Source organism: Streptosporangium sp. NPDC050855 (assembly GCF_044456585.1).
GTDB classification, from domain to species: Bacteria; Actinomycetota; Actinomycetes; order Streptosporangiales; family Streptosporangiaceae; genus Streptosporangium; species Streptosporangium longisporum.
In genome coordinates, this window is sequence record NZ_JBITFY010000011.1 from 249,138 (window position 1) to 275,206 (window position 26,069).

Here is a 26,069-nt window from a genome sequence, read left to right on the forward strand (position 1 = left end):
GGAAACACCGCTCACCGTGCCATCAAAGTACGATCGCGGTCAAACTTTGATCCAGATCGTACTATGGGGGAATGGACCGCACGCCCCCACACCCGGACGTCTCGGAGTTCGACCTTCAGAAAGTGCTGGAGGCCCTCGTCGACCCGGTACGCCGGAGCATCGTCACGCAGCTGGCCGCCGCCGGGCAGGACATCGCCTGCGGCGCCTTCGACATCTCGGTCAGCAAGTCCACCGCCACCCACCACTTCAAGGTGCTGCGCGAGGCGGGCCTGATCCGGCAGCACTACGTCGGCACCTCGCGCATGAACACCCTGCGCCGCGCCGAGATGAACGGGGCGTTCCCCGGGCTGCTCGACGCCCTCACCGCGCAGCGGCGGGAGGGACGAGGGTCACCGAGGGACGCTGAGGGGCACTGAGGGTCACTGAGGGCACGGCGCCGGGCGCCGGTGGGCCGCCCGGCCCCGGACCGTCACCCCCCGGGGGTCACAGCCGCGTGGCCGTGCGGACCAGACTCGCGAGGGCGAGGGAGCGGCTGTGCGCGGGCCAGGCGATGCAGGTGACGACCGGGGGCGCGTCGGTCAGCGGGACGGCGGCGTGCCCGGCCCACAGCCAGGAGCGGGCGGAGTCGGGGAAGACGGCCATGGTACGCCCGAGGGCGATCAGCTGGGCCAGCTGCGTCTGGTCACGGACCTCGGGACCCGGTCCGGGCGGGTACGTGCCGTGGCGGGGCCAGCGGGCGAGCGGAAGATCGGGGACGTCGCGGACGTCGTCCATGGACAGGGTCTCGCGCGCGGCGAGGGGATGCCCGGCGGGCAGGACGGCGATCTGCCCCTCGGTCGTCAGTTCCTCGCTGTCGAACCCCGCGAGGGAGTTGAACGGCGCGTGCATGAGCGCCACGTCGGCACGGCCGTCGCGCAGCATCTCCTCCTGCTCGCACATACCGCTCGGGAGCACCTCGATCTCCGCGGCTCCGGGCTCGGCCGCGTAGGCGTCGAGGAGCTTCTGCAGCAGCTCGTGAGACGCGGCGGCCTTCACCGCCAGCACCAGGCGGTTGCGGGAACCGCCCTGACCGTCGGCGCCACCGGCGCGACGGGTCCGGCGGGCGGCGGCCGTGGCCGCGTCGAGGGCCGCGCGGCCCTCGTGCAGCAGCACCTCTCCGGCGCCGGTCAGCGAGACCCCGCGGCGGTCGCGTTCCAGCAGGGAGACGCCGAGGCGCCGCTCGAGGTGCTGGATCGCCCGCGACAGCGGCGGCTGGGCCATGCCGAGGCGCTCGGCGGCGCGGCCGAAGTGCAGCTCCTCGGCGACGGCGGTGAAGTACCTCAGCTCACGGATCTCCAGGGCGTCCATGGCCACACCGTATGCGGTGATACCCACCGGGTATGACAGGTCACCGTATCGGTGTTGGATGCGCCGCCCGCCCGAGAGCGACCATCGACGGCATGAGCGAAACGAAGACCGCGCTGGTCACCGGCGCGAACAAGGGGATCGGATACGAGATCGCGGCCGGGCTGGGCGCCCTCGGCTACCGCGTGGGCGTGGGAGCCCGCGACGAGGGCCGGCTCGGGACCGCCGTCGAGAAGCTGCGCTCCGCCGGGGTGGACGCGTTCGGCGTACCGCTGGACGTGACCGGCGACCGGAGCGTCACCGAGGCCGCGGAACTGGTCGGACGGCGGGCCGGACGCCTGGACGTCCTGGTCAACAACGCCGGCATCTCGGGGCCGACGGGCCCGGGATGGGTGCAGGACCCGACCACGCTCGACCTCGGCGTGCTCCGCACCGTCGTGGAGACCAACGTCATCGGTGTCATCCGGGTGACCAACGCGATGCTGCCGCTGCTGCGGCGCTCGGCGTCGCCACGCATCGTCAACGTCTCCAGCAGCGTCGCCTCCCTGACCCGGCAGGCGGACCCGGACGTCGAGATCGGCCCCGTCATGGCGGCCTACGCGCCGTCGAAGTCGTTCCTCAACGCCGTCACCGTGCAGTACGCCCGGCGGTTCACCGGTACGAACATCCTGATCAACGCCGCCTGCCCTGGCCTGGTCGCCACCGACTTCACCGGCTTCCAGGCACCCCGCACCCCCGAACAGGGCGCGGCCACGGCGATCCGGCTCGCCACGCTGCCCGACGGCGGCCCGACCGGTTCGTTCTTCGAGGACGACGGCGTCATCCCCTGGTGACACGGGAACCGGCCCGCGTCCTCCTCGCGGACGACCCGGCAGGTGAGGTCCCGGGTAGGGGCGGCGCCGCCCGGGGCCAGACCCGCCGGGGCGGCGGCGTGGACGGGGTGACCGCCCGGGCAGGGCCGGTCAGGAGGGGCCGCGAGAGGCCGGGGCCGGGGTGACGACCAGGGGGCAGGTGGCGTGGTGCAGCAGCGAGTGGCTGACCGACCCCGTCAGCAGCCCGGCCAGGTCCCCGAGGCCGCGTGAGCCGACGACCAGCAGACCGGCGTGGGCCGAGACCTCGGCCAGGACGTGCACCGGGTGGCCGTGTTCGACCTGCTCGGTGACCGTGACGTCGGGGTGGCGCTCGCTCCAGCCCGCCAGGGCCTCGGCCAGCAGGCGCCGTTCGGCCTCGGCCGCCTCCTGTGCGACCCGCAGGGCCGAGGGGCCGCCACCGACGACCGGGCTGTTCCAGACGTGCACCGCCCGCAGGCCGGTACCGCGCAGGGACGCCTCGGCGAAGGCGAATCCCAGGGCGTCCGCCCCCGTGGCGGAACCGTCGACACCGACGACCACCTCCCCTCCCGGCGGGGTGAGCGGGTCACGGACGACGGCCACCGGGCAGGCGGCGCGCCCGGCGACCCCCAGCGCCACCGACCCGAGCAGCATCCCCGTGAAACCCCCAAGCCCGTGGTTGCCGACCGCCAGGAGCCCGGCACCGGCCGCGACCTCGATCAGGACGGCACGCGGGTCACCGCCCAGCAACCGCGCCTGCGCCGCGACACGGAGATCCTCCTGGCGGACGCGTTCCAGTGCCGCGTCCAGCATGGACGTGGCTCCCTCGCGCATCCAGCGGCCCACGTCGGCGTAGCGGTCCCGCTCGGAGATCTCCAGAGGCCAGGCGGGCATGACGTGCACCAGGCTCAGCTCGTCACCGCGGAGCGCGGCCTCCCGCGCCGCCCAGCCCGCGGCCGCGAGCGCGGCCTGCGAGCCGTCCACTCCCACCACGATCATGACGTCCCCCTCATGGGACCCATGACACCACCACCTCGGCGGACGGCCGGATCGCCACGGCGGTGAGGATTTCTTTTACCAGGGGAACCTCCGCGGGACCGGTCACGGTGACGGTCTCTCCGAACGCGTGAGCCGGGCCGGGCCTGGTGACCGGATCCATCCGGTACGGCACACTCACCCACGCGGCCGCGCATCCCCGTCAGCGGACCCTGTCAGCGTGTCCCTGTAAGCGCGTCCCCGTCAGCGGACCCCGCTCCCCCGGGGACGCACCGGAGGGCGCGGGCGAGCCTCCGAGCGCCGGTCCGCCCAGAAGACGACCATGAACGTCATGAAATTTTCGGAACGAACGCCGTGACGGTCACCGTCGCCCCATCGTCACGGCCACGGGCTCCACGCCATGCCCCTCCAGAAAGACCATGATCACTCCCCTTGCCGTCGTCGGACAAAATCGCTGGAAGAGCGAGCGAAATGCGTCGTACCGACGGATCGGCACCCTCTGCGGACGGGGCCTCCGAAGCCTCGGCCCACCCCGTACACCCCCACCGATCCCGGCGTTACCGAACGTTTCGGTCTAAAACAAGGCTTACGATCGTTGACTGAGCCCCGGTTCGTTCTTTACTCTCAGTTTACGTCCCGGAAATGTTAGCGTTAACATTTCGCCGGACATCAGATCGGTCCTGTCACGACGAAACGGACATCACCTCCACCTGATCAGCTGTGAACCTGTTCGAAGTCAAAGCACCGGCGTCACGCGCCGGGCGCCTTCGGCGTCGTCACCTCCAACGTCACACCCCCGGTCCCGCTCAGCGGCCTCACCTGACCGAAGGAGCACGCCATGAAAGTCCCTGTCCGGGCTCTGCCCCCCTCTCCACGGCGCCACGGGTGGCGAAGAAGGGCGCTGGCCGCCATGGCGGCGGCTCTGATGGGCGCCGCCATGCTCGTGGCCAACGTGACCACCGCCTCGGCGGCGACGGTGGACACCAACGCCTGGTACGTACTGGTCAACCGCACCAGCGGCAAGGCCCTGGACGTCTACAACCTCTCCACCGCCGACGGCGGCCGCATCACCCAGTGGACCCGCAACAACGGCAACCAGCAGCAGTGGCAGTTCGTCGACTCCGGCGGCGGCCACTACCGGGTCAAGTCCCGCCACTCGGGCAAGGTCCTCGACGTCAGCGGCTTCTCCACCGCCAACGGCGGCGCGGTGGTGCAGTGGGCCGACCTCAACGGCACCAACCAGCAGTGGCGCCTGGCCGACTCCGACGCAGGCCACGTGCGGCTGATCAACCGCAACAGCAACAAGGCCCTGGAGGTCCAAGGCGCCTCCACCGCCGACGGCGCCAACATCGTCCAGTACGACGACTGGGGCGGCGCCAACCAGCAGTGGCAGTTCGTCAAGGTCGGCGGCGGCACCGACCCCACCCCCACCCCGACCCCGACTCCGGGGGGGACGTACACCAACCCGGTCGTCTGGCAGGACTTCGCCGACGGTGACATCATCCGGGTGGGCGACGCCTACTACTACTCCGCCTCCACCATGCACTACTCCCCCGGCGCGCCGATCCTGCGCTCCTACAACCTGGTCGACTGGGAGTACGCCGGCCACTCGGTGCCGCGCCTGGACTTCGACTCGGCCGCCTACGACCTCACCGGCGGGCGGGCGTATGTCAAGGGCATCTGGGCCTCGACGCTGAACTACCGGCCCAGCAACAGCACCTACTACTGGATGGGCTGCACCGAGTTCAACCGCACCTACGTCTACACCGCCTCGGCCGTGGACGGCACCTGGACCAAACGCGCCCGGATCAACAACTGCTACTACGACGCCGGACTGCTCATCGACGACAACGACACCATGTACGTCGCCTACGGCAACGGCACCATCAGCGTCGCCCAGCTCACCCCCGACGGCCTGGGCCAGGTCCGCGCCCAGCAGGTCTTCCAGACCCCCGCAAGCGTCGGCACCCTGGAAGGCGCCCGCTTCTACAAACGCGGCGGCTACTACTACATCTGGCTCACCCGCCCGGCCAACGGCCAGTACGTGCTGCGCTCGACCAGCCCGTTCGGCCCGTACGAGATGCGCCAGGTGTTGCTGAACATGCCCGGCCCCATCCCCGGCGGCGGCGTACCCCACCAGGGCGGCCTGGTACAGACCCCCACCGGCGCCTGGTACTACATGGCCTTCGTCGATGCCTACCCCGGCGGCCGGATGCCCGCCCTGGCCCCGATCACCTGGAGCGCCGACGGCTGGCCCAGCGTCCAGACCGTCAACGGCGCCTGGGGCACCACCTACCCGCGGCCCAACATCCAGACCACCAAGACGGTCACATCGATGATCGGCCCCGACACCTTCACCTCCCCCACCCTGGGCCACCGCTGGGAATGGAACCACAACCCCGACACCAGCCGCTTTTCCACCGGAAACGGGCTGCGACTGCAGACCGCCACCGTCACCAATGACCTCTACAACGCGCGTAACACGCTGACCCACCGCATCCAGGGCCCCTCCTCCACCGCCACGATCGAGCTCGACCACGCGGCCATGGCCAACGGGGACCGCTCCGGACTGGCCCTGCTACGCGACCAGTCAGCGTGGATCGGCCTCAAACGCGACAACAACACCACCCGCCTGGTGATGACCACCGGCCTGAGCATGAACAGCAGCTGGCAGACCACCAGCACGGGTACCGAAGCCGCCAGCGCCCCCATCAGCGGCACCCGCATCTGGCTACGCGCCAACGCCGACATCCGCCCCGGCGCCGGGCGACAGGCCCGTTTCTCCTACAGCACCGACGGGGTGACCTTCACCCCCCTGGGACCGGCCTTCACCCTCAACAACGCCTGGCAGTTCTTCATGGGCTACCGATTCGCGATCTTCAACCACGCCACCCAATCCCTCGGCGGCGCGGTCACCGTCCGCCGCTTCGACCTCACCACCCCCTGAACCGAGAGACACCACGTGATGAACACTCCAGATCGCGCGGCCGGGCCTTCCGGGCGTACACGGTTGCGGAAACTCGTGTCCTTCCTGAGCGCCGGTGTGGTCGCCATCGGCATGTCGGCGGCGATCTCCGCCCCGGCGGACGCCGCCTCCACCCTGGGGGCGTCGGCGGCGGAGAGGGGCGGCCGCTACTTCGGCGCCGCCGTCGCCGCCGGCAGGCTCGGTGACTCCACCTACGTCGGCATCCTGAACCGCGAGTTCAACTCGGTGACCGCCGAGAACGAGATGAAGTGGAGCTCCACCGAGCCCCAGCGCGGCACCTTCAACTACACCAGCGCCAACCGGATCGTGAACCACGCCCTGGGACAGGGCATGAAGATCCGCGGTCACGCCCTGCTCTGGCACCAGCAGCAGCCCGGCTGGGCCCAGGGCCTGTCAGGTTCCGACCTGCGCAACGCCGCGATCAACCACGTCACCCAGGTCGCCACCTACTTCCGCGGCAAGATCCACTCCTGGGACGTGGTCAACGAGGCGTTCGCCGACGGCGGCTCCGGGGGCCGGCGTGACTCCAACCTCCAGCGGACCGGCAACGACTGGATCGAGGCCGCCTTCCGCGCCGCCCGTGCCGCCGACCCCGGCGCCAAGCTCTGCTACAACGACTACAACACCGACGGGATCAACGCCAAGAGCACCGGCATCTACAACATGGTGCGCGACTTCAAGGCGCGCGGCGTGCCGATCGACTGCGTCGGCTTCCAGTCCCACCTGGGCGGCTCCCTCTCCGGTGACTACCAGGCCAACCTCCAGCGCTTCGCCGACCTCGGCGTCGACGTCCAGATCACCGAGCTCGACGTGGCCCAGGGGTCCAACCAGGCGAACATCTACGCCGGCGTGACCCGGGCGTGCCTGGCGGTGTCCCGGTGCACCGGCATCACCGTCTGGGGCATCCGCGACAGCGACTCCTGGCGCACCGGGGAGAACCCGCTGCTGTTCGACGCCTCCGGCAACAAGAAGGCCGCCTACACCAGCACGCTCAACGCCCTCAACGCCGGCGGCACCCCCACCCCCAACCCCACGCCGACCCCGGGACAGGTCGACACCAACGCCTGGTACGTGCTGGTCAACCGCACCAGCGGCAAGGCCCTGGACGTCTACAACCTCTCCACCGCCGACGGCGGCCGCATCACCCAGTGGACCCGCAACAACGGCAACCAGCAGCAGTGGCAGTTCGTCGACTCCGGCGGCGGCCACTACCGGGTCAAGTCCCGCCACTCCGGCAAGGTCCTCGACGTCAGCGGCTTCTCCACCGCCAACGGCGGCGCCGTCGTGCAGTGGGCCGACCTCAACGGCACCAACCAGCAGTGGCGCCTCGCCACCTCGTCGGGCGGTTACCTCCGCCTGATCAACCGCAACAGCAACAAGGCCCTGGAGGTCCAGGGCGCCTCCACCGCCGACGGCGCCAACATCGTCCAGTACGACGACTGGGGCGGCAACAACCAGCAGTGGCAGCTCTCCCGTGTCGGCTGATCGGTTCTCGAACAAGGAGCACACCTTGGACATCACGCATACCCGGCGTCCGCGCCGGAGCACGGCGGCGATCATCGCGGTCGTGACCACGCTCATGGCCGGTCTCCTGGTGGGGCTGGCCTCGACGACCGCCGCGAACGCGGCGACGGTGGACACCAACGCCTGGTACGTACTGGTCAACCGCACCAGCGGCAAGGCCCTGGACGTCTACAACCTCTCCACCGCCGACGGCGGCCGCATCACCCAGTGGACCCGCAACAACGGCAACCAGCAGCAGTGGCAGTTCGTCGACTCCGGCGGCGGCCACTACCGGGTCAAGTCCCGCCACTCCGGCAAGGTCCTCGACGTCAGCGGCTTCTCCACCGCCAACGGCGGCGCCGTCGTGCAGTGGGCCGACCTCAACGGCACCAACCAGCAGTGGCGCCTGGCCGACTCCGACGCAGGTCACGTGCGGCTGATCAACCGCAACAGCAACAAGGCCCTGGAGGTCCAAGGCGCCTCCACCGCCGACGGCGCCAACATCGTCCAGTACGACGACTGGGGCGGCGCCAACCAGCAGTGGCAGTTCGTCAAGGTCGGCAGCGAGCCGAGCCCGACGCCGACCGTGACGCCGACCGGCGGCACCTGCAACCTTCCCTCGACGTACCGCTGGAGCTCCACCGGCGTGCTGGCCAACCCGAGGTCGGGCTGGGTCTCGCTCAAGGACTTCACCGTCGCCCCCTACCAGGGCAAGCAGCTCGTCTACGCCACCACCCACGACTTCGGCAAGACCTGGGGCTCGATGAACTTCGGCCTGTTCACCAACTGGTCGCAGATGGCCTCGGCCGGCCAGAACGCGATGTCGTTCGCCGCGGTGGCGCCCTCGCTGTTCTACTTCGCCCCCAAGAACATCTGGGTGCTGGCCTACCAGTGGGGCGGCCCGGCCTTCTCCTACCGCACCTCCAGCGACCCCACCAACCCCAACGGCTGGTCGGCCCCGCAGACCCTGTTCTCCGGAAGCATCACCGGCTCCGACACCGGCCCCATCGACCAGGCCGTCATCGGTGACGGCACGAACATGTACCTGTTCTTCGCCGGCGACAACGGCAAGATCTACCGCGCCGGCATGCCCATCGGGAACTTCCCCGGCAACTTCGGCACCTCCTCGACCGTCATCATGAGCGACACGAAGGAGAACCTGTTCGAGGCCGTGCAGGTCTACAAGCTGCAGAACCAGAACCGCTACCTCATGATCGTCGAGGCCATGGGCGCGCGGGGGCGCTACTTCCGCTCCTTCACCGCCACCAGCCTGAACGGTTCGTGGACCCCGCAGGCCGCCACCGAGTCCAACCCGTTCGCCGGCAAGGCCAACAGCGGCGCCACCTGGACCAACGACATCAGCCACGGCGAGCTGCTGCGCACCAATGCCGACCAGACCATGACCGTCGACCCCTGCAACCTGCAGCTGCTCTACCAGGGCCGCGACCCCAACGTCAACCCGTCCGACTACGGCCTCCTGCCCTACCGGCCGGGCCTGCTGACACTCCAGCGCTGACGACCTGACACGGATCCGGCCTTCCGCCGGTCCCCACTGAACCGGCCCCGGGCGCGGGGAGAGAGCGATCACCGCGCCCGGGGCCCACCAGTGCCCCCGTGGGACACGGTCCCACGTCCTCATTCCACCGGTACCGGACGTCTCCCGGCGGGCGCCGCGCTGCTTCCCCGGACGATCAGTTCGGTGCTCAGGATGAGGCGGTTCTGGACCGGGGATTCGCCATTGGTCAGACCCACCACCATGGACGCACCGGCCATGCCCATGTCCCGCAGCGGCTGGCGGACGGTGGTCAGGGGCGGGCTGACCCACTGGGCGGGCGTCAGGTCGTCGAAGCCCACCACGCTCACGTCGCCGGGGACGCGCATGCCGGTCCTCGCGGCCGCCTGGTAGATCCCCATGGCCAGGCCGTCGTTGGAAGCGAAGATCGCGGTCGGTGGCTCCGGAAGGGTGAGCAGGGCCAGCGCGTGCTCGATGCCGTCCTCGAACAGGAAACTGTCCCCGCGTACGAGGCGCGGGTCCACCGGTACACCCGCCTGGTCCATCGCCGCGCGGTAGCCGTCGAGCCGGGCCCGTGCCGAGAGCAGGTGCGGCGGGCCGGCGATGATCGCTATACGGCGGTGTCCCAGTTCCAGCAGGTGACGGGTGGCCGTCAGCCCTCCGCTCCAGTTGCCCGCGCCGACCGACGGGACCTCGTGGGAGGGTTCGCCCGTCGGGTCCACGAGGACCAGGGGGATCTCGCGCTTGCGCAGCTGTTCCGTCTGGGCGGCGGTGAACCCGGAGAACACGGCGATCACCCCGGAGGGACGCCGGTGCAGAAGGCCCTCGAACCACGCGGGATCCGCGACCTGCCGTCCCTGCAGCTGCGAGAGCACCAGGGACAGCCGGTGCCGTCGCGTGACCTGCTCGACCCCGCTGATGATCTCCATCGCGTAGCCGGACGCCGGTTCCAGCTCGTGGAAGACCAGCTCGATCATCGCCGAGCGGCTCGCGGGCCTGCGCTGGCGGCGGTAGCCGTACTCCTCGATGATCCTCTCGACGGCCGTCCGGGTGCCCGGGGAGACCTCGGCCTTGCCGTTGACGACCTTGGACACCGTCGAGACCGACACCGCGGCCCGTTCGGCGATCTCCGCGATGGTCAGGGGCTCGGGCCGCTCGGGCGACGGGGACGACTCCCGTGAGGCGGTCATGGGGACAGCTTAGATCGCCCGGTGGCGCGACCGGGTGATCCTCACGGTTTCCGTGATCTTGCGAGGGATCGGGCTCTCGCACCGACGGCGAGGGACCGCGGGCCCTCCCGTCTCAGGACCGCGCTCTACAGCCTGTAGAGTATGCGTGATCATTCGGAGTGGAGGGGTGAGGCATGCTGCGCTGGTTCCGGGTCGTGGCGGTGGCCGAGGCGTGCTCGTGGGCGGGTCTGTTGGTCGGGATGTTCTTCAAGTACGTGGCCGCGACAGGCGACCTCGGGGTGAAGGTGTTCGGGCCGATCCACGGTGCGCTGTTCGTGCTGTACGCGGCCGGGGTCGTGCTCTCGGCGCGGGAGGCGGGCTGGAGCCGGGGCACGGTGGCGCTCGGCCTGGCGTGCGCGGTGCCGCCGTTCACCTCGGTGTGGTTCGAACGGCGGATGGCGGCGCGCGCACCGGCCCGGCGACCCGCCTGACCGGCCCGCCGGCACGGCCGGCCCGGGTGACACGTCGCCCGGCTCCCGCCCGCCCGGCCGTACGCCCGCCGGACAGGCCCACCAGGGCCAGGGAGAAGACCGCGGCCAGGCCCGCGCCCGCCGGCAGCGAGGCGAGCAGGACCTTCCACAGGGCGTCCAGGTCGACGTAGTCGCTCATGCCGCGTGCTCCCTCACCGCCGGGGCCAGGCGCCCGGTCCATTCGTCGTTGACGTTGCCGGCGTGGACCGGCTCGCGCCGCGAGGCCAGGTACAGCGCCGCCGACAGCACCAGGGCGACGCCGAAGACCACGCCCACCCCCAGCGCGCCGCCGATCACGTTCGCCCCCGCCCAGGCCAGTGCCCCGACCAGGGCCGCGGCCGGAAGGGTGACCAGCCACGCGACGGCCATCTTGGCCGCGACGCCCCAGCGGACCTCGGCCAGGTGCTTGCCGACGCCCGAGCCGATCACCGAGCCGGTGCACACGTGCGTGGTCGACAGCGGGAACCCGAAGTGCGAGGAGGCGAAGATCACGGCCGCCGAGGAGCTCTCGGCCGCGAACCCCTGCGGGGTCTCGATGTCGGTCAGCCCCTTGCCCAGGGTGCGGATCACCCGCCAGCCGCCCAGGTAGGTCCCCAGCGCGATCGCGGTCGCGCTGGCCAGGATCACCCAGAACGGGGTCCGGGCGTCCTCGCCGATCACCCCGGCCGCGATCATCGCCAGCGTGATGACGCCCATCGTCTTCTGCGCGTCGTTGGTGCCGTGGGCGAGCGAGACCAGTGACGCCGAACCGATCTGGCCGTAGCGGAACCCGCGCCCCCGGGTGCCCTCGGGCACGTCGCGGGTGATGACGTAGACCAGGTAGGTGCCGACGGCGGCCACCAGGAGCGCCGCCGACGGCGCCAGGACGGCCGGGATCAGCACCTTGGACACGATCTCCGCCCCCTTGACGGCCGAGGTGCCCGCCGCGATCAGCGTCGCCCCGACCACCCCGCCGATCAGCGCGTGCGAGGAACTGGAGGGGATGCCGAAGTACCAGGTCAGCAGGTTCCAGGCCAGGCCGCCGATCAGGCCGGCGAAGACCACCGTCAACGTGATCGCGCCGGTGTCGACGATGCCGGTCGCGATGGTGGCCGCGACCTTCAGCGACAGGAACGCCCCGGCGAAGTTGAGCACCGCCGACAGCGCGACCGCGATCCTGGGCCGCAGCGCCCCGGTGGCGATCGAGGTCGCCATCGCGTTGGCGGTGTCGTGGAAGCCGTTGGTGAAGTCGAAGCACAGCGCGGTCACGATCACTATCGCGAGCAACACGAGGTTCGCATCCATAACCGCACATATGACACCTTGAAGGGCCTCTAACCATCTGTTACCGTTTCCTGACGGAGAGTTAACACTCCCTGCAACCGGGGGTCACGTCCCGGCGCCCGAGGAGGCCGGGGCGCCGCGGCCGGTGCTCAGAGCCAGTCGTGCTCACGGGCGTACCGTGCCGCCTCGTGCCGGGTCCGGGTCTGGGTCTTCTGCATCGCGTTCGAGAGGTAGTTGCGCACCGTGCCCTCCGCCAGGTGGAGGCGGGCGGCGATGTCGGCCGCCGAGTAACCCTCGCCGGTGGCCCGCAGCACGTCGAGCTCGCGGTCGGTGAGCGGGCAGTCGTCGACGATGGCGAGGGCCGAGACGTCCGGGTCGATCCATCGCCTGCCCTCGTGCAGGGTCGCGATGACCGAGACGATGTGCGCCGGTTCCGCGGACTTGCTGACGAAGCCCTGGACCCCGAGCCTCAGTGCCCTGCGGAGCACCCCGGGCCTGGCGTGGCGGGTCAGCATGAGGATCACCTGCCGGGGGAGCGCGCGGCGGATCTCCGCGACGGCCTCCAGCCCGTCCATGCCGGGCATCTCCAGATCGATGACGAGCACGTCGGGCCGGTGCCGCAGCGTGGCCCGGACGGCCTCCCGCCCCTCCTCCGCCTCGGCGAGCACGGTGATCTCGCCCTCCAGGGGGAGCAACGCCGCCAGCGCCTTGCGCAGCAGCGCCTCGTCGTCGGCGAGCACCACGGTGGTCATCGGCCGTCCCTTCCCGCTCTCACAGGGCGGTGCCCGAACGACCGTGCGGGAACGCCGCGGCCGTCAGGAAACGCCCGTCCTTCTGCTCCACCGTCAGCTCGCCCCCGTTGCCCACGACGCGTTCCCTGAGCGTGGCGAGCCCTCGCAGCTCGGGAGGCGGGACCTCCCGCGCGCCGTCGTTGACGATGGTGATGCCCGATCCCGTCAGGGTGATGCGCACCTGCCCGGCCTGCGCGTGCCGCAGGATGTTGGTCGTCGTCTCCCGCAGCACCTGGCCCAGGAGCTCGCCGACGTACGGGTCGACCTCGGCCTCGCGGTCGACGTGCACGCGGATGCCCGCGGCCTCGAAGAGGTTCTTGGCGTTCTCCAGCTCGGCGGACAGGTTGAGCCGCCGCTGCGCGTAGGCGAGTTCCTTGGTCCGGGTGATGGTCTCGCTGACCAGGGCGTGCACCTCGCGCAGTTCCTGCTCGACCCGTTCGGCGTCGCTGTGCACCAGCTTCCGGGCCAGCGCGATCTTCAGCTTCACCACGTGCAGCGTGTGGCCCTGGATGTCGTGCAGATCACTGGCGAAGCGCACGCGCTCCCGGACGACGGCCAGCTCGGCCTCACGTTCCCGTGCCTCCTCCAGCTCCGCGACGAGGCCGTAGAACCTCTGGTTGGGGAACATGAGGCCGGTCATCACCGCCGTGACGCCCGCGGGGACGATGACGTACGCGATCAGGACCCCCGCGACGTCCTCCCGGGTGACCAGCAGTCTCGCCGCGCCCACCGCGGCGACATAGAAGATCAGCCCGATGGCCGCCAGGCCCCGGTGGCGCGGCAGCCGGGGGACGGCGAGGGAGCCCACGATCAAGATGCCGTAGAAGGCCGTGTCGGTGCCCATCACCAGCGCTCCGAGGGCCCACACGGCCGCGGTGACGGCCAGGCAGGGGATCGCGACGCGGGCGGTGTCACGTGCCGCCCACCGCACGAAGAACACCAGGGCCGCGGCCACGCCCAGCCCCAGGACGAGGGCCTGCCACCAGGTCCGGGCGTCCATCGCCACCAGCAGCAGCCCGACGACGGTGAGCAGCGGGAGGAACATGACGAGGTTGAGCCTGCGCAGCCGTCCCCGCGTCGTCCCGGCGGGCTCGGGGACCGTGCGCGTCCCCGGCCGGGCCGGCCTTGCGGCCCTCACCCGGCCGCCGAGCCGCCGGGCCGGGCGGCGGCTCCGGCCGGAGCGCTCGTCCCGGCCGGGACCGCGGTCTTCCGCGCCGGCCACCGGCCGCTCCCCGGCCGTGACCGCGCGCCGTCGGACGAAAGCCCGGCGCCGGGACGAGAACGGGCGAACACCACGGGGAACACCGCGCGGACCGCGCGGGGAACGGTCGTGCGGGCCGTCGGCGGAACGCGCGGGGCGTCGGTGTCCATGGTGTCCATGGGTGGCTCTCCGGGGTCGAACGGCCAGGGTCCGGCCCAGTATCCATCCGGTCGCGCGGTGGCGGCACTGACGTAGCGTCACACGTCGGCCTGGGAGATGTCATGGAGAGGTCTTGACGCGGTCGCACCGCCCGGCGCGCGCTCCGGGCACTGCGGCAGAACCCCGGGGTGGCGCTCACCGTCGACACCCGGGACCGGTGGCCCCCGCGGGCGCCGCTGATCCGCGGCACGGCGCGGGTCACCGTCTCCCGGGTCATCGCCTCCCGGGTCATCGCCTCCCGGGTCACCGTCTCGCCGGGTCACCGTCTCGCCGGGTCACCGGCGGGGATCCGCCCGGTGACCGCGGCCGGTGAGGCCGGCGAGATGGGCGACCCCGTCGGCCCAGCGGTCCAGCAGGACCGGGTCGTGGCTGATCGCCAGCACCCCCGCCCCGGTGCGCTCCCGGTAGGCGTTCACCATGCCGACCAGGTGCGCCTGGGTGGAGGCGTCCAGCATGGTGGTCATCTCGTCGCAGATCAGGTAGCGGGGCTCCAGGGTCAACGCCCTGGCCAGGCAGGCCCGCTGCAACTGCCCGTCGGAGACCTCGTGCGGCCTGCGGGTGAGCAGCTCACCGGTCAGGCCCGCCTGCCCGGCCAGCTCGGCGACGCGTCCCCCGTCCGGCCTGCCGTTCGCGGCCAGCGGCTCGCCGATCACCTCGGCGAGCGTCAGGCGCGGGTCCACCGCGAGCCTGGGCTGCTGGTAGATCAGGGCCACCCGGGTACGCAGCTCGCGCGGCGCGCGCCCCCGCCAGCGCGTCACGGCCGTGCCGTCCACGACGAGGGTGCCCGACGCCGGGCGCAGCATCATCGCCATGACCCTGGCCAGGGTCGACTTGCCGCAGCCGCTCGGCCCGGCCAGGCCGGTCACCTCGCCGGGCCTGACGGTCAGTGACGCCCCCTCCAGGACGGTGCGCGCGCCGTACCGGACGGTGACGCCGGACGCCTCAAGCATGCCTGCCTCCCAGGGGGTGGTGGCAGGCCACGCCGCCGTCCATCGCAGGCACGGTGGCGCACCGCTCGGTGTGGCGGCCGCAGCGCGGCCGGAACGCGCACCCCGGAGGCAGCCGGGTCAGCTCGGGCGGCAGGCCGGGGACGGGGACGAACGCCCGGTCCGGCTGGGCGGCCACCAGCCCCGCCGTGTACGGGTGGCGGGGGCGTCCGAGCACCTCGGCCACCGGCCCGGTCTCGACCAGGCGGCCGGCGTACATGACGGCCAGATCGTCGGCGACCCGCTCGGCGGCGCGCAGGTCGTGCGTGATCAGCAGCACGGCGCGTCCCTCGTCGCACAGCTCGCGCAGCGTCGCCATGGTCCGGTCCACCAGCGACCGGTCGAGGCCGCCGGTCGGTTCGTCGGCCAGTACCAGCCACGGGTCGCCCGCCAGCGCGATCGCGTTGGCCACCCGCTGAGCCATACCGCCCGACAGCTCGTGCGGGTAGCGGTCCAGCTCCTCGGGGCGCAGGCCGAAGCGGGCCGCGAGCTCGTCGGCCGTGGCGTGCGAGCGGAGCTCGCGGACGGCCTCCCGGAGCTGGGCCCGCGCGGTGCGCACCGGGGTGAGGTGGGTGGCCGGGCTCTGCGGGATGAGCCCGATCGCGCGCCCGCGCACCTTCCCGGCCAGTACGGCCTGCGGGGCACCGATCAGCTCCACCGGCTCGGCCGGCTGCTCGCCGCACGTGAGCCAGGCCCGGCCGCGGACGGAGGCGTTGGCGGGCAGCAGGCCGAGCAGCGCGTGCGCGAGCACCGACTTGCCGCACCCGGACTCCCCCACCAGCGCCAGGCACCGGCCCGGCCGTACCTCGAAGGTCGCCTCGCTGACCGCCCGTACCAGCGCGCCCGGGACGCGGAAGGTGACGCTCAGGTCCCGGACCCGCAGTCGCCCGAGGTCGTTCACAGTTCCAGCTCCGATCTCCAGCGAGGGCTGTGGCGGTCGCGCCAGTGCTGGGCCAGGACCGACACCGCCAGCGTGGGCACCGCGATGAACAGGCCGGGCACCAGGCTCGACCACCAGTCGCCGGTGAGCAGCGACCGCTGCCCGTCGTTGATCATGTTGCCGAGCGAGGCCAGGTGCGGCGGGAGCCCCAGGCCGAGGAAGCTCAGCGCGGTCTCGTGCCAGATCGCGTGCGGCATCATCAGCACCGTCGCCAGCGTCAGGTGGGGAAGGAGGTGCGGCAGGAGGTGGCGGCGGATCACCCGCGTCCTGGTCGAGCCCCCGGAGATCGCCGCCTCCACGAACGGGCGCGAGCGCAGCGAGAGCACCTCCGAGCGCACGATGCGCGCCGCCGTGGTCCAGTGCGTCACCCCCACCGACACCACCACCGCGGCGGCGCCGGGCGCGAACAGCGCGACGACGAAGATGCCGAACAGCAGGTGCGGCAGGGCGTTGAACCCGTCCACCACCCGCATGAGCACGCGGTCGGCCACTCCCCCGAGGCTGCCCGCCGCCAGGCCCACGAGCCCGCCGATCACCATGCTGACCAGCGCGGCCACCAGCCCGACGAGGAAGGAGACCCGCAGCCCGTAGATCGACCTGATCAGCACGTCCCGTCCCACCTCGTCCGTGCCGAAGGGGTGCGCCAGGGAGGGGGGCCGCCCGGCCGCGCGCAGGTCCACCAGGCTCTGGTCCAGCTGCACGAAGGGAGGTACCAGCACCACGGCCAGCGCCAGCACCACCAGGACCGCGGTCGCGAACCTCGCCGGCATCTCAGCCCACCCCCAGGGTGCGGACCCGCGGATCGGCCACGGTGTAGGCGATGTCGGCCAGCAGGTTGCCGGCCAGCACCGCCGCCGTGCCCAGCAGGGTGAGCGCCGCCAGCAGCGGGAAGTCCACCGCCAGCGCCGCCTGTACCGAGGCCGCGGCGACGCCCGGCCAGGAGAAGACCGTCTCGACCAGGATCGCGCCGGTGACCAGTTCCGGGATCCGGGCGCCGAGCAGGGTGAGGAAGGGCAGCAGCGCCGACCTCAGCGCGTGCCGTACGAGCACGGTCCGCTCGCGCAGGCCGCGGGCGCGCGCGCCGATCACGAAGTCCTCCCGCAGGACCCCGATGACCGACTCGCGTACGTAGAGCACGAGCCACGACGACTGGGAGATCGCCAGCACCGCGACCGGCAGGACCATGTGCCGGGCCACGTCGGCGGCGTCGACCGTGCTCGACGCGGCGTCGGTCAGGCCCCCGGCGGGCAGCCAGCCCAGCCGGACCGCGAAGACCCAGATGGCCAGCAGTCCCAGCCAGAACACCGGGGCGGCCTCGTTGGCGAACGCGCCACCGGTGATCACCCGGTCCGTCCAGGATCCTCGCCGCCGGGCGGCGAGGGTCCCGGCCAGCAGGCTGCCGGCGAACATCAGCACCAGCGCCGAGCCGGTGGCCAGCAGGGTCCAGCCGAGCCGCTCGCCGATGACCTCGGCGACCGGCCGGTGGAAGGAGCGTGACTCGCCCAGCTCGCCCCTGACCAGGCCGGTGAACCAGGTGGCGTACTGCTCGGTGACCGGCCGGTCCAGGCCCCAGTTCCGCCTGATCGCCTCGGCCGCCTCCGGGGAGGTGACCAGGGCGCGTTCGCCGAGGTACTGCCTGACCGGGTCGAAGGGGGAGGCCTTGGCCAGCGCGAACATGCCGATCGTGACGATCACCAGCAGCGGCACCGCGAAGGCGATCCGCCAGGCGACCATGGTGAGGATCGCCCTCACGCGACCGGCCTCCAGGTGTGGACGCCGGCGAACAGGCCCCCGGTGGCGTGCTCGTGCCCCTCGACGCCCGGCACGATGCCCTCGTACCGGCCGCGGACGACGTACACGTGCTTGAGGAAGACCAGGTACGAGAAGACCTCGTCGTCCCTGACGAGTTTCTGGAAGTCGGCGTAGATCCGTCGGCGTTCGGCCTGCCGGCCCGAGGCCCTTCCCCGTTCCAGCAGCGCGTCGGCCCGGGGGTCGTCGTAGCGGCCGGGGTTGAGGAAGCCCCGGCCCTTGAAGTCGGAGTGGAACAGCTCGTAGTTGACGTAGTCGGGGTCGTACGGGCTGCCGAATCCCATGACCGCCGCGTCCCTGTCCAGCCGCGCCTCGATCGCGTCCCAGTCCAGGCCGATCGGCTCGACGCGCAGGCCGATCCTCCTGGCGTCGGAGGCCGCGGCCAGGGCGAGTTCCTTGCGCAGCGAGTCGCCCGCCGGGTACATCAGGGTGAACTCGGCCCTCTGCCCGGCCTTCTCCCTGACGCCGTCCTCTCCCATGGTCCAGCCCGCCTCGTCGAGCAGCCGTGCCGCTGCCGCGGGGTCGGTGGTGCCGGTCACCCCGGGGTCGTGCCAGACGGTGTCGGGGGAGATCGGCCCGTAGGCGGGGGTGCCCGCGCCGGCGAGGATCGTGTCGACCATCGCCTGGCGGTCCAGGGCCAGGCCGAGCGCCCTGCGCACGGCCCGGTCGCCGGTCACCGGCCGGTCCATCGGGTACATGATCGCGCGGTAGTCGGCGCTCGGCACGTCGTACACGGTCATTCCCGGCCGGCCGCGCAGGCCCGCTGCGGCCTTGGGCGCGAGGACGGTGGCGTCGAACTCGCCGGCCCGGATGCGGGTCGCGCGCACGTTGTCGTCGGGGGCGAAGGCGAGCACCAGCCTGGAGATCGCCGGGGCTCCGCCCCAGTACTCCTTGTTGGCCTCCAGCACGATCTTGTCGCCGGGGGTCCAGGAGACGAACCGGTAAGGGCCGCTGCCGACCGGCCTGGTCTTCTCCGCTGTGCCCTTGGGCACGATGCCGAGCGTGGTGCGCTGCACGAGCGGCGCGTAGGGGTGGCGGAGCCTGAACACCACGGTCCGCGCGTCGGGGGCCGTCACCTCCTTGATCGCCGAGTAGTCGCTCCTGATCGTGGAGGCGTTGGCGGGGTCGAGCAGCGCCTCGTAGGTGTACTCCACGTCCTGGCTGGTCAGCGGTCTGCCGTCGTGGAACTTCAGTCCTTCCTTCAGGGTGAAGGTGACGGTCTCGGCGTCCGCGGAGACGACGGGCGGGCCGGCGGCGAGCGCGGGTTCGAGGGTCAGGTCAGGGGCCCGGCGCATCAGCCCGTCGAAGATCAGCGAGCCGCCGTCCGGGGAGTATCCGAGCACCGGGTTCAGGGTGTCGAACTCCGAGCTCAGGCCGATGACGAACGTGTCGTCCGGCGCGGCGTCCGGGTTCCGGGGGGCGGAGCAGGCCGTGACCGTCAGGGCGAGGACGGCGCACAGCGTGGCGTACTTCTGGGGAAGCCAAGTCACATGAGAATTCTTATCACTTGCAAATGATTCGCAATAGAGCGGGGTCGGCGGCCGCGGGCCTGGCGCCGTGGCCGCCGGCGGTCACCTCCGCCGCCGAGTTCGCGATCACGCGGAGCGTTCCCTCGTTCGCGCACGTGGACGCGGACCCGTCACGGCTCGGCGGTCACGACCCGCTCCCGCCCCGGGCGGGCCTGGCCGTGACCCGCGCGTACGCCGCCCTCACCCTCGTCCTCGGCGCGGCGATGGCTGCGCGCCGCACGAGGGCACCCCCACCTGGCCGAGCCCCTGCGCGAGGGACGCCAATGGCTGCACGACCGCTTGGACGGGCCGGCCCGTCCGCGGATGTGATCTATGGCACTTCATAATATGAAACATTGCAGAATATGAAAGTTCCTCCCTACTGTTGGCACCGTGACCACCGCAGAGAGCGCCTACGAACTCGGCCGTAGGGACCGGAAGAAGCTCGAGACCCGCGCGGCCCTGGAGCACGCCGCCCTGACGCTGGTGGCCGAGCGCGGTCTGGCGGGTGTCACGGTGGAGGACATCGCCGAGGCGGTGGACCTCTCCTCCCGGACGTTCTTCAACTACTTCCCGTCCAAGGAGGACGCGCTCGTCGGCGCGGGCCCGGCGTCCGCCGACGAGCTGCGCGAGAAGCTGGACGCCGTGCCCGCGGACGTGCCCGTCCTGGAGGCGCTGCGCCTGATGTCGCGGGCCGAGGCCGAGCGCGTCCAGAAAGAGCGCGAGCGGTGGCTGCTGCGGCTGAAGGTGTTCGAGCAGAACCCGTCGCTCCTGCCCCGGCTGGTCGCGGGCGGCACCGAGACCGAGCGCGTCGTCTCGGCCGCCGTCGCGCGCCGGACGGGGGTGGAGGCCGGTACGAGCGGCTACCCCGAGCTGGTCACCGCGGTGACCATGGCGGCCTTCCGGGTGGCGATGATGCGCTGGAGCGCCGCCGACGGCCGCACGGCCCTGGCCGACCTGGTCGACGACGCCTTCGCCCGGCTCGCCGCCGGCCTGCCCGATCCGTGACCGTCCCGGTGACCACCCCGGTCACCGTCCCCCTCCGACCGTCCCGCCCCTACCGTCCCGCTCCGGCCGTCCCGCTCCGGCCGTCCCGCTCCGGCCGTCCCCGTGAACGTCTTCGTCCGGCCGGTGTCCGCGGCCGTCCCGCGGACGCCGGTGATCACCTGAGAAAATCGAGGAAAGATGACATCCACCAGCGCGCAGCCCGAGTCCGTGGCCGCGGCGCCCGCCTCCAGGAGAAAGGTCCTGCAGGCACTGTCGGGGCTGATGGTGGGCATGTTCGTGTCCATCCTGGCCTCGACCGTCGTGGCCAACGCCCTGCCCCGTATCATCACCGACCTGCGGGGCTCGCAGACCGTCTACACCTGGATCGTCACCTCGGAGCTGCTGGCCATGACGGCCACGGTGCCGCTCTGGGGCAAGATGGCCGACCTCTACAGCAAGAAGCTGCTGATCCAGCTCTCGCTGGGACTGTTCGTGGTGGGCTCGCTGATCGCGGGCCTCACGCCGAACGTGGAGGTCCTCATCGTCAGCCGCGTCGTGCAGGGCATCGGCGCCGGAGGCATGACCGCGCTCGCGATGATCGTGATGGCGGCCCTGATCCCGCCGCGTGAGCTCGGCCGCTACGCCGGCATCTTCGGCGCGGTGTTCGGTGTCGGCACCGTGGCGGGCCCGCTCATCGGCGGCGTGCTCGTGGACACCTCCTGGCTCGGCTGGCGCTGGTGCTTCCTCATCGGCGTGCCGTTCACGATCCTGGCCATCGTCCTGCTGCAGCGCACGCTCGATCTGCCGGTGGTCCGCAGGGACGTCAAGGTCGACTACCTGGGCGCCCTGCTGATCACGGTGGGCGTGTCCACGCTGCTGATCTGGTCGTCGCTGGCGGGCAACCAGTTCGAGTGGGGCTCCTGGTGGACCGTCGCCCTGGTGGGCGCCGCCGTGGTCGTCCTCGCGCTGGCCGTGTGGGTGGAGTCGCGCGCCGCCGAGCCGATCATCCCCCTGTACATCCTCAGGAACCGCACCGTCGCCCTGGCCACCGTGGCCAGCGTCCTGGTCGGCGTGGCCATGTTCGGCGGCACGGTCTTCCTGTCGCAGTACTTCCAGGTGGCGCTCGGCAAGTCCCCGACGATCGCCGGCCTGATGAGCCTGCCGATGGTGTTCGGCCTGCTGGTCTCCTCCACCGTGGCCGGCCAGCTCATCACCAAGTGGGGCCGCTGGAAGGGCTTCCTGGTGGCCGGCGGCGTCGTCATGCTCGCCGGGATGGGCCTGCTCAGCACCATCGACGGCCAGACCGGCACGCTGCTGCTCGGGGTCTACATGGCGGTGCTCGGCGTCGGCGTCGGCATGCTCATGCAGAACCTGGTCCTCGCCGCCCAGAACGACGTGCCCGCCCATGACCTGGGGGTCACCACCTCGGTGCTGACCTTCTTCCGCAGCATGGGCGGCGCCGTCGGCGTCAGCGCCCTGGGGGCGGTGCTGGCCGCGCGGATCACCACGCTCATGACGGAGAAGCTCGGCCCGATAGCCGCCGGTGGCGCGGGCGGCGACAGCGACGCCGTACCCGACATCTCCGCACTGCCCGCTCCCGTCGTCCGCGTCGTCCAGGACGTGTACGCGACGGCCACCGCCGAACTGTTCCTCATCGGCGTGCCGCTCACCGCGCTCGCGCTGCTGGCGGTCCTGTTCATCAAGGAGAAGCCGCTCAACACACTGTCGGGCGAGGAGAGGCTGGCCCGGGAGCAGGCCGCGGCCGCCGGTCACTGAGCGGGAGGGCGTCCCTCACCCCTCCGCGGCCCTGGCGACCGCGGAGGCGTGCTCGTCGGCGGTCATGCCGCGGTCCGGGAAGTGCCGGTTGAGGTCGTACTGGTCGTCGGCCCACCGCCGGTAGTCCCGCCGGACGGTCGCCTCGTCGGAGTCGGTGACGCGGGCGATGTCGGCCCAGGTCACCCCGGCCAGCAGCGCGTGGTGGACGTTGGAGGGGTGGCGCACGGTGCGCGCGATGCTCTCCGCCAGCGCCAGCAGCTCGATGTGCTCGGCCACGGTGAGCGCGGGCCGGTCGTCGGCCCCGTGCCGGGCGGGATCGTAGATCCCCCGGGCCACCAGCTCGATCCGGGCGCGGGACGAGGCGTCCCTGGCGGCCAGCTCGTCGTAGCGCTCCAGCTGCCGGCCGACGGGCATGTCGTAGCGGGCGTCGCGCCAGGTCGTGCCGTGCTCGGGCGTGGTCATGACGGTCTCTCCGGGGGGCGGGGGCGGGCGCCGGGACCTCCCGTGCCCCGGCGACGGCCGGGCCGGGCGCGTCGCCGGACCTCCAGTCGGGCCGGCAGGGCGAGGATATCCCGGCGTCTCCCCGTACGCGTACCGGCGACGCCGGGCCGCGCCGCCGGCGTGTCAACCCCGACGTTCGCTTGGTCCCGGACCCGACGTCCGGCAGAGGCGCGGGGGTGTGGCCCGCTCCTACGGTCCTGACCCATGACGACCGATCTGTGGAACAACGTCCGTACGAGGATGCTGTGGCCGGCCGCCCTGCTGGCCGCGGGAGCGGCGACGGTGGGCCTGCTGTCCCCCGGCGGGCTGGGCACGCCCGAGCCGGTACGGGTCACCGCCGGCGCCTCCGCCGAGGCGTACCGGTGGGTTCACGAGGCGATGGGCGGCGTGCCCGCGTGGCTGGAGGTCGCCTCCGGCGGCCCCCTGGTGCTGCTCGGGCTGGTCCTCGCCCTGACGTGCTGGAGCGCGCTGCGGCGGCGGGAGGCGTACGGCGTCGCGGGAACGATCGTGACCGGCGCCGGCACCGTGGCCGCGTACGCGCTCAGCGAGGCCCTGAAGCTCGCCGTGGACGAGGAGCGGCCGTGCCGGGCGGTGACGGCGATCGCGGGCTGCCCCCCGCCGGGGGACTGGTCGTTCCCCAGCAACCACGCCACCCTGGCCGCCGGGATCGCGGCCGGGCTGGGCGTGCTGCGGCCGAGGCTGGCCGTCCTGACCGTGCCGGTGGCCGTGGCGGCGGGGGCGCTGCGCGTGCTGGCGGGTGCCCACTACCCGCACGACGTGCTGGCGGGGGCCGTCCTCGGCGCCTGCGTCGCGGTGGCGGCGCTCCTGGCGATCACCCCGGCCGTCGCGCGCCCGGTGTCAGCGCTGCTCGGCGACGACGCCCGCCTCGTGCGCCACGACGGCCGCCGCCGCCCGGTTGTCCACGCCCAGCCGGGTCAGGATCGAGCTGACGTGCGCCTTGACGGTGCCCTCGGCGACCCCCAGCCGGCGCGCGATCTGCCCGTTGGACAGGCCGGTCCCCAGGCACCCCAGCACCTCGCGTTCCCTGGCGGTCAGCGTGTCGACCCGGACGCGGGCGGCGCGACGCCGGCCGGCCAGGGCCCCGGCGTCACCGGCGGCGAGGTGCGCGACCACCCGGGCCGCGACCCTCGGTGACAGGTACGCCGCCCCGTCGGCCACCGCCCGGACGCCCGCGATCAGCTCCTCCGGATCACCGGACTTGACCAGGAACCCCGCCGCTCCCCCGCCGAGCGCCTGCAGGATGTAGTCGTCCTCGCCGAACGTGGTCAGGATCACCACACCGGTGGCGGAGACCGTCCTGCGGATCTCGGCCGCCGCCTCTATGCCGTCGCCTCCCGGCATGCGGACGTCGAGCACGGCCACGTCGGGGCGGTGCCGCCGGACCAGGTCCACGGCCTCGCGGCCGCCGGCGGCCTCGGCCACGACGGCGATGCCGGGATCGGTGGCCAGGATCGCCCGCACCCCGGCCCGGATCATGGGCTCGTCGTCGGCGACGAGCACCCGGATCATCTCTCCACCAGGGTGTCGGAGGACACCAGCAGGCCCGCGCGGAAGCACAGGCGGTAGGCGTCCCCGTACCGGTCGTCGAGAAGATCGGCGGTCATCGCGTAATACTCGCACGTCGTACCCTGTCCGGCCGGCTCGGGAACGTCCGGGCGGCGCCCGGCCTGCCGTTCCGGCAGGAGGCGCGCCAGGTCCGAGCGCGGCCGGCCGAGGTGCAGGGCCGCGTGGTCCTGCGGCGGCAGCACCGACCAGCGGGCGGTCCGCGCCTCCCACAGGCGCAGGCCGCCGCCGATCAGCGCGGCCGTCACGAGGGGCAGCAGGAGGGCGAAGGCGACCGTACGGCGCACGTTGCCGCGGGCCCGCCGGTGCTCCCGCGGCACGGCGGCGTCCTCGGGGAGGTCCGCGCGCACGGCCCGGTCGCGCGGGAGCCGGGCCGAGACGGTGAAGCCCCCGCCGGCAGGGCCGTGGGCGAGGATCCCGCCGGCGAGCCGGACGCGTTCGTCCAGGCCGATGAGCCCCCGGCCGCCCGAGACGACGGCCGGGGCGGGACCGGCCGGGGGCCCGTTCTCCACCTCGACCCGCGTCTCCGCCTCGGTGTGCCGTACCCGCACCGACACCGGCGCGCCGGGCGCGTGCCTGGCGGCGTTGGTCAGCGCCTCCTGCACGACGCGGTACGCCGCGCGTCCGGCCACCGGCGGCAGGCCGTCCGCGGCGCCCTCGACGCGCAGGGTGACCGCGAGCCCCGCCGCCGAGGCCCGCTCGACCAGCTCGGTCACGTCCGTGCCCGGGGGCTCGGCCGGCCCGTCCTCCTCCCGCAGCAGGCCGACGACCTCGCCCAGCCGCTCCACGGCCGTCCCCGCCCGCTCCCTGATGTCCTGCGCGCTCGCCCGGTGCTCAGGCGCCAGGCCGGGGGCGAGCTTCAGCGCCCCGGCCGACAGCGCGATCAGGCTGAGCTCGTGGCCCAGGACGTCGTGCATGTCCTGGGCGATCCGGGTCCGCTCGCGCAGCCGCGCCTGCTCGGCGACCAGCCGCTGCTCGCGTTCCAGATGCGCGGCCCGCTCCCAGCCCGCCCGTACGAGCGCGCGGTACTGCCGCCGGAAACGCCCGGCGAACCAGGCCGTCATGGCGGCGGCCACCACCGCCACGAACCCGTCCCCCAGCGCCGTCCACGCCGGGACCGCGCAGATCGCGACCACACCGGCCGACACCACCGCGACCAGCACGAACGCCGCGTTCCTGGCGGGTCCGGGACGCGTCCCGGCCAGGAACGCGGCCGGCACGGCCGGCACCGCCCACCACGGGGTGGCGAGGCTCAGAACGGCGCCTGCCGCGGCCAGCCCGATCGGCCATTCCGCCGAGACCGCAGGCCACCACCCGTCGCCGTCTCCGCTTCCGACCGGCATCACGGACGTTCTCCCCATGCAACCGCACAATAGGAGAAGACCCTCGAACACTCATATCGGACACGTCATCCCCGCACGGACGGACCCGCCGGGTCGCCGTGTCCGGACGGGGGCATGGACCGCACCCGGCCCGCACCACGACGTCCCCACCGGCAGGCGCCCGGTTCCCCGCGCCCGGCGCGCTCGCCGATGAACCGGGGCGCCCCGAGGCCCGTACCGGCCGTCCCCGGGACACGACCTGCTACTCGGTGATACTGTATAGTGGTACTCGGTGGCACCGAATACCGGGA

23 protein-coding genes and 1 pseudogene are annotated in these 26,069 nt (G+C 72.4%); 9 read left to right on the forward strand and 15 right to left on the reverse strand.

Annotated features, from left to right (window positions below):
* The first annotated feature begins 71 nt into the window (after positions 1-71).
* Positions 72-416 (forward strand): ArsR/SmtB family transcription factor, encoded by a 345-nt coding sequence (locus tag ACIBCT_RS23175; RefSeq protein ID WP_399191702.1) that lies wholly within the window; start codon positions 72-74, stop codon positions 414-416.
* Positions 417-483: 67 nt separating this feature from the next.
* Here ACIBCT_RS23175 and ACIBCT_RS23180 read toward each other — a convergent pair whose 3' ends face one another.
* A complete protein-coding gene (locus tag ACIBCT_RS23180) occupies positions 484-1,347 on the reverse strand; it encodes a LysR family transcriptional regulator (RefSeq protein WP_399191704.1) in 864 nt (287 codons plus the stop codon).
* 92 nt (positions 1,348-1,439) lie between these two features.
* Between ACIBCT_RS23180 and ACIBCT_RS23185 the strand changes: the two genes are divergently transcribed.
* Positions 1,440-2,177 (forward strand): SDR family oxidoreductase, encoded by a 738-nt coding sequence (locus tag ACIBCT_RS23185; RefSeq protein WP_399191706.1) that lies wholly within the window; start codon positions 1,440-1,442, stop codon positions 2,175-2,177.
* Between the two features lie 129 nt (positions 2,178-2,306).
* On the opposite strand, the gene ACIBCT_RS23190 is transcribed toward ACIBCT_RS23185, so the two are convergent.
* Positions 2,307-3,173: a universal stress protein gene (locus ACIBCT_RS23190; protein ID WP_399191708.1), complete on the reverse strand. Its 867-nt coding sequence runs from the start codon at positions 3,171-3,173 to the stop codon at positions 2,307-2,309.
* Positions 3,174-4,008: 835 nt separating this feature from the next.
* Between ACIBCT_RS23190 and ACIBCT_RS23195 the strand changes: the two genes are divergently transcribed.
* From ACIBCT_RS23195 to ACIBCT_RS23205, 3 genes are all read left to right on the forward strand, one after another.
* Positions 4,009-6,117: a family 43 glycosylhydrolase gene (locus ACIBCT_RS23195; RefSeq protein WP_399191710.1), complete on the forward strand. Its 2,109-nt coding sequence runs from the start codon at positions 4,009-4,011 to the stop codon at positions 6,115-6,117.
* Between the two features lie 75 nt (positions 6,118-6,192).
* A complete protein-coding gene (locus tag ACIBCT_RS23200) occupies positions 6,193-7,641 on the forward strand; it encodes an endo-1,4-beta-xylanase (RefSeq protein ID WP_399191712.1) in 1,449 nt (482 codons plus the stop codon).
* A 25-nt stretch (positions 7,642-7,666) separates the two neighbouring features.
* Positions 7,667-9,175 carry a non-reducing end alpha-L-arabinofuranosidase family hydrolase gene (locus ACIBCT_RS23205; protein WP_399191714.1) on the forward strand — a complete coding sequence of 503 codons (1,509 nt, stop codon included), beginning with the start codon at positions 7,667-7,669 and terminating at the stop codon, positions 9,173-9,175.
* Between the two features lie 119 nt (positions 9,176-9,294).
* Here the strand turns inward: ACIBCT_RS23205 and ACIBCT_RS23210 are convergent, their stop codons facing one another.
* Positions 9,295-10,362, reverse strand: coding sequence for a LacI family DNA-binding transcriptional regulator (locus tag ACIBCT_RS23210; RefSeq protein ID WP_399191716.1), 1,068 nt, complete (start codon positions 10,360-10,362; stop codon positions 9,295-9,297).
* Between the two features lie 173 nt (positions 10,363-10,535).
* Here ACIBCT_RS23210 and ACIBCT_RS23215 point away from each other — a divergent pair, with 173 nt between their 5' ends.
* Positions 10,536-10,832, forward strand: a complete 297-nt coding sequence (locus ACIBCT_RS23215; protein ID WP_399191718.1) for a DUF3817 domain-containing protein — start codon at positions 10,536-10,538, stop codon at positions 10,830-10,832.
* Here the strand turns inward: ACIBCT_RS23215 and ACIBCT_RS23220 are convergent.
* The 9 genes from ACIBCT_RS23220 to ACIBCT_RS23260 all read right to left on the reverse strand — a co-directional run bounded on the left by ACIBCT_RS23220 (position 10,771) and on the right by ACIBCT_RS23260 (position 19,570).
* Positions 10,771-11,010, reverse strand: a complete 240-nt coding sequence (locus tag ACIBCT_RS23220; protein ID WP_399191720.1) for a hypothetical protein — start codon at positions 11,008-11,010, stop codon at positions 10,771-10,773. The genes ACIBCT_RS23215 and ACIBCT_RS23220 overlap by 62 nt on opposite strands.
* Positions 11,007-12,155 (reverse strand): anion permease, encoded by a 1,149-nt coding sequence (locus ACIBCT_RS23225; protein WP_399191722.1) that lies wholly within the window; start codon positions 12,153-12,155, stop codon positions 11,007-11,009. Before ACIBCT_RS23225 ends, ACIBCT_RS23220 begins: the two co-directional genes overlap by 4 nt.
* Before the next feature lie 128 nt (positions 12,156-12,283).
* A complete protein-coding gene (locus tag ACIBCT_RS23230) occupies positions 12,284-12,886 on the reverse strand; it encodes a response regulator (RefSeq protein WP_399191724.1) in 603 nt (200 codons plus the stop codon).
* A 19-nt stretch (positions 12,887-12,905) separates the two neighbouring features.
* Positions 12,906-14,147, reverse strand: a complete 1,242-nt coding sequence (locus tag ACIBCT_RS23235) for a sensor histidine kinase (RefSeq protein WP_399191726.1) — start codon at positions 14,145-14,147, stop codon at positions 12,906-12,908.
* A gap of 473 nt (positions 14,148-14,620) precedes the next feature.
* On the reverse strand, positions 14,621-15,295 hold the full coding sequence (locus ACIBCT_RS23240) for an ABC transporter ATP-binding protein (RefSeq protein WP_399191728.1): 675 nt from the start codon (positions 15,293-15,295) through the stop codon (positions 14,621-14,623).
* A complete protein-coding gene (locus tag ACIBCT_RS23245; RefSeq protein ID WP_399191730.1) occupies positions 15,288-16,232 on the reverse strand; it encodes an ABC transporter ATP-binding protein in 945 nt (314 codons plus the stop codon). Before ACIBCT_RS23245 ends, ACIBCT_RS23240 begins: the two co-directional genes overlap by 8 nt.
* Positions 16,229-17,041, reverse strand: a complete 813-nt coding sequence (locus ACIBCT_RS23250; RefSeq protein ID WP_399191732.1) for an ABC transporter permease — start codon at positions 17,039-17,041, stop codon at positions 16,229-16,231. Before ACIBCT_RS23250 ends, ACIBCT_RS23245 begins: the two co-directional genes overlap by 4 nt.
* A gap of 1 nt (position 17,042) precedes the next feature.
* Entirely contained in the window at positions 17,043-18,023 is a 981-nt protein-coding gene (locus ACIBCT_RS23255) for an ABC transporter permease (RefSeq protein ID WP_399191734.1), read from the reverse strand.
* The gene (locus tag ACIBCT_RS23260) at positions 18,020-19,570 is read right to left on the reverse strand and encodes an ABC transporter substrate-binding protein (protein WP_399191736.1); all 1,551 of its coding nucleotides are present in this window, start codon (positions 19,568-19,570) and stop codon (positions 18,020-18,022) included. The genes ACIBCT_RS23255 and ACIBCT_RS23260 overlap by 4 nt, the downstream gene beginning before the upstream one ends.
* A 411-nt stretch (positions 19,571-19,981) precedes the next feature.
* Between ACIBCT_RS23260 and ACIBCT_RS23265 the strand changes: the two genes are divergently transcribed.
* Both ACIBCT_RS23265 and ACIBCT_RS23270 read left to right on the forward strand, forming a co-directional pair.
* Entirely contained in the window at positions 19,982-20,596 is a 615-nt protein-coding gene (locus ACIBCT_RS23265; protein WP_399191738.1) for a TetR family transcriptional regulator, read from the forward strand.
* Between the two features lie 177 nt (positions 20,597-20,773).
* Positions 20,774-22,351, forward strand: coding sequence for an MDR family MFS transporter (locus tag ACIBCT_RS23270; RefSeq protein WP_399191740.1), 1,578 nt, complete (start codon positions 20,774-20,776; stop codon positions 22,349-22,351).
* A 15-nt stretch (positions 22,352-22,366) separates the two neighbouring features.
* Here the strand turns inward: ACIBCT_RS23270 and ACIBCT_RS23275 are convergent, their stop codons facing one another.
* Positions 22,367-22,813 (reverse strand): hypothetical protein, encoded by a 447-nt coding sequence (locus ACIBCT_RS23275; protein ID WP_399191742.1) that lies wholly within the window; start codon positions 22,811-22,813, stop codon positions 22,367-22,369.
* A gap of 417 nt (positions 22,814-23,230) precedes the next feature.
* Here ACIBCT_RS23275 and ACIBCT_RS23280 point away from each other — a divergent pair.
* Positions 23,231-23,671: pseudogene (locus ACIBCT_RS23280) on the forward strand (phosphatase PAP2 family protein); the annotation flags it as partial.
* A 39-nt stretch (positions 23,672-23,710) separates the two neighbouring features.
* On the opposite strand, the gene ACIBCT_RS23285 reads toward ACIBCT_RS23280, so the two are convergent.
* Together ACIBCT_RS23285 and ACIBCT_RS23290 are read right to left on the reverse strand one after the other, a co-directional pair.
* Entirely contained in the window at positions 23,711-24,382 is a 672-nt protein-coding gene (locus ACIBCT_RS23285; protein ID WP_399191744.1) for a response regulator, read from the reverse strand.
* On the reverse strand, positions 24,379-25,797 hold the full coding sequence (locus tag ACIBCT_RS23290) for a sensor histidine kinase (RefSeq protein ID WP_399191746.1): 1,419 nt from the start codon (positions 25,795-25,797) through the stop codon (positions 24,379-24,381). The genes ACIBCT_RS23285 and ACIBCT_RS23290 overlap by 4 nt, the downstream gene beginning before the upstream one ends.
* Positions 25,798-26,069: the final 272 nt, after the last annotated feature.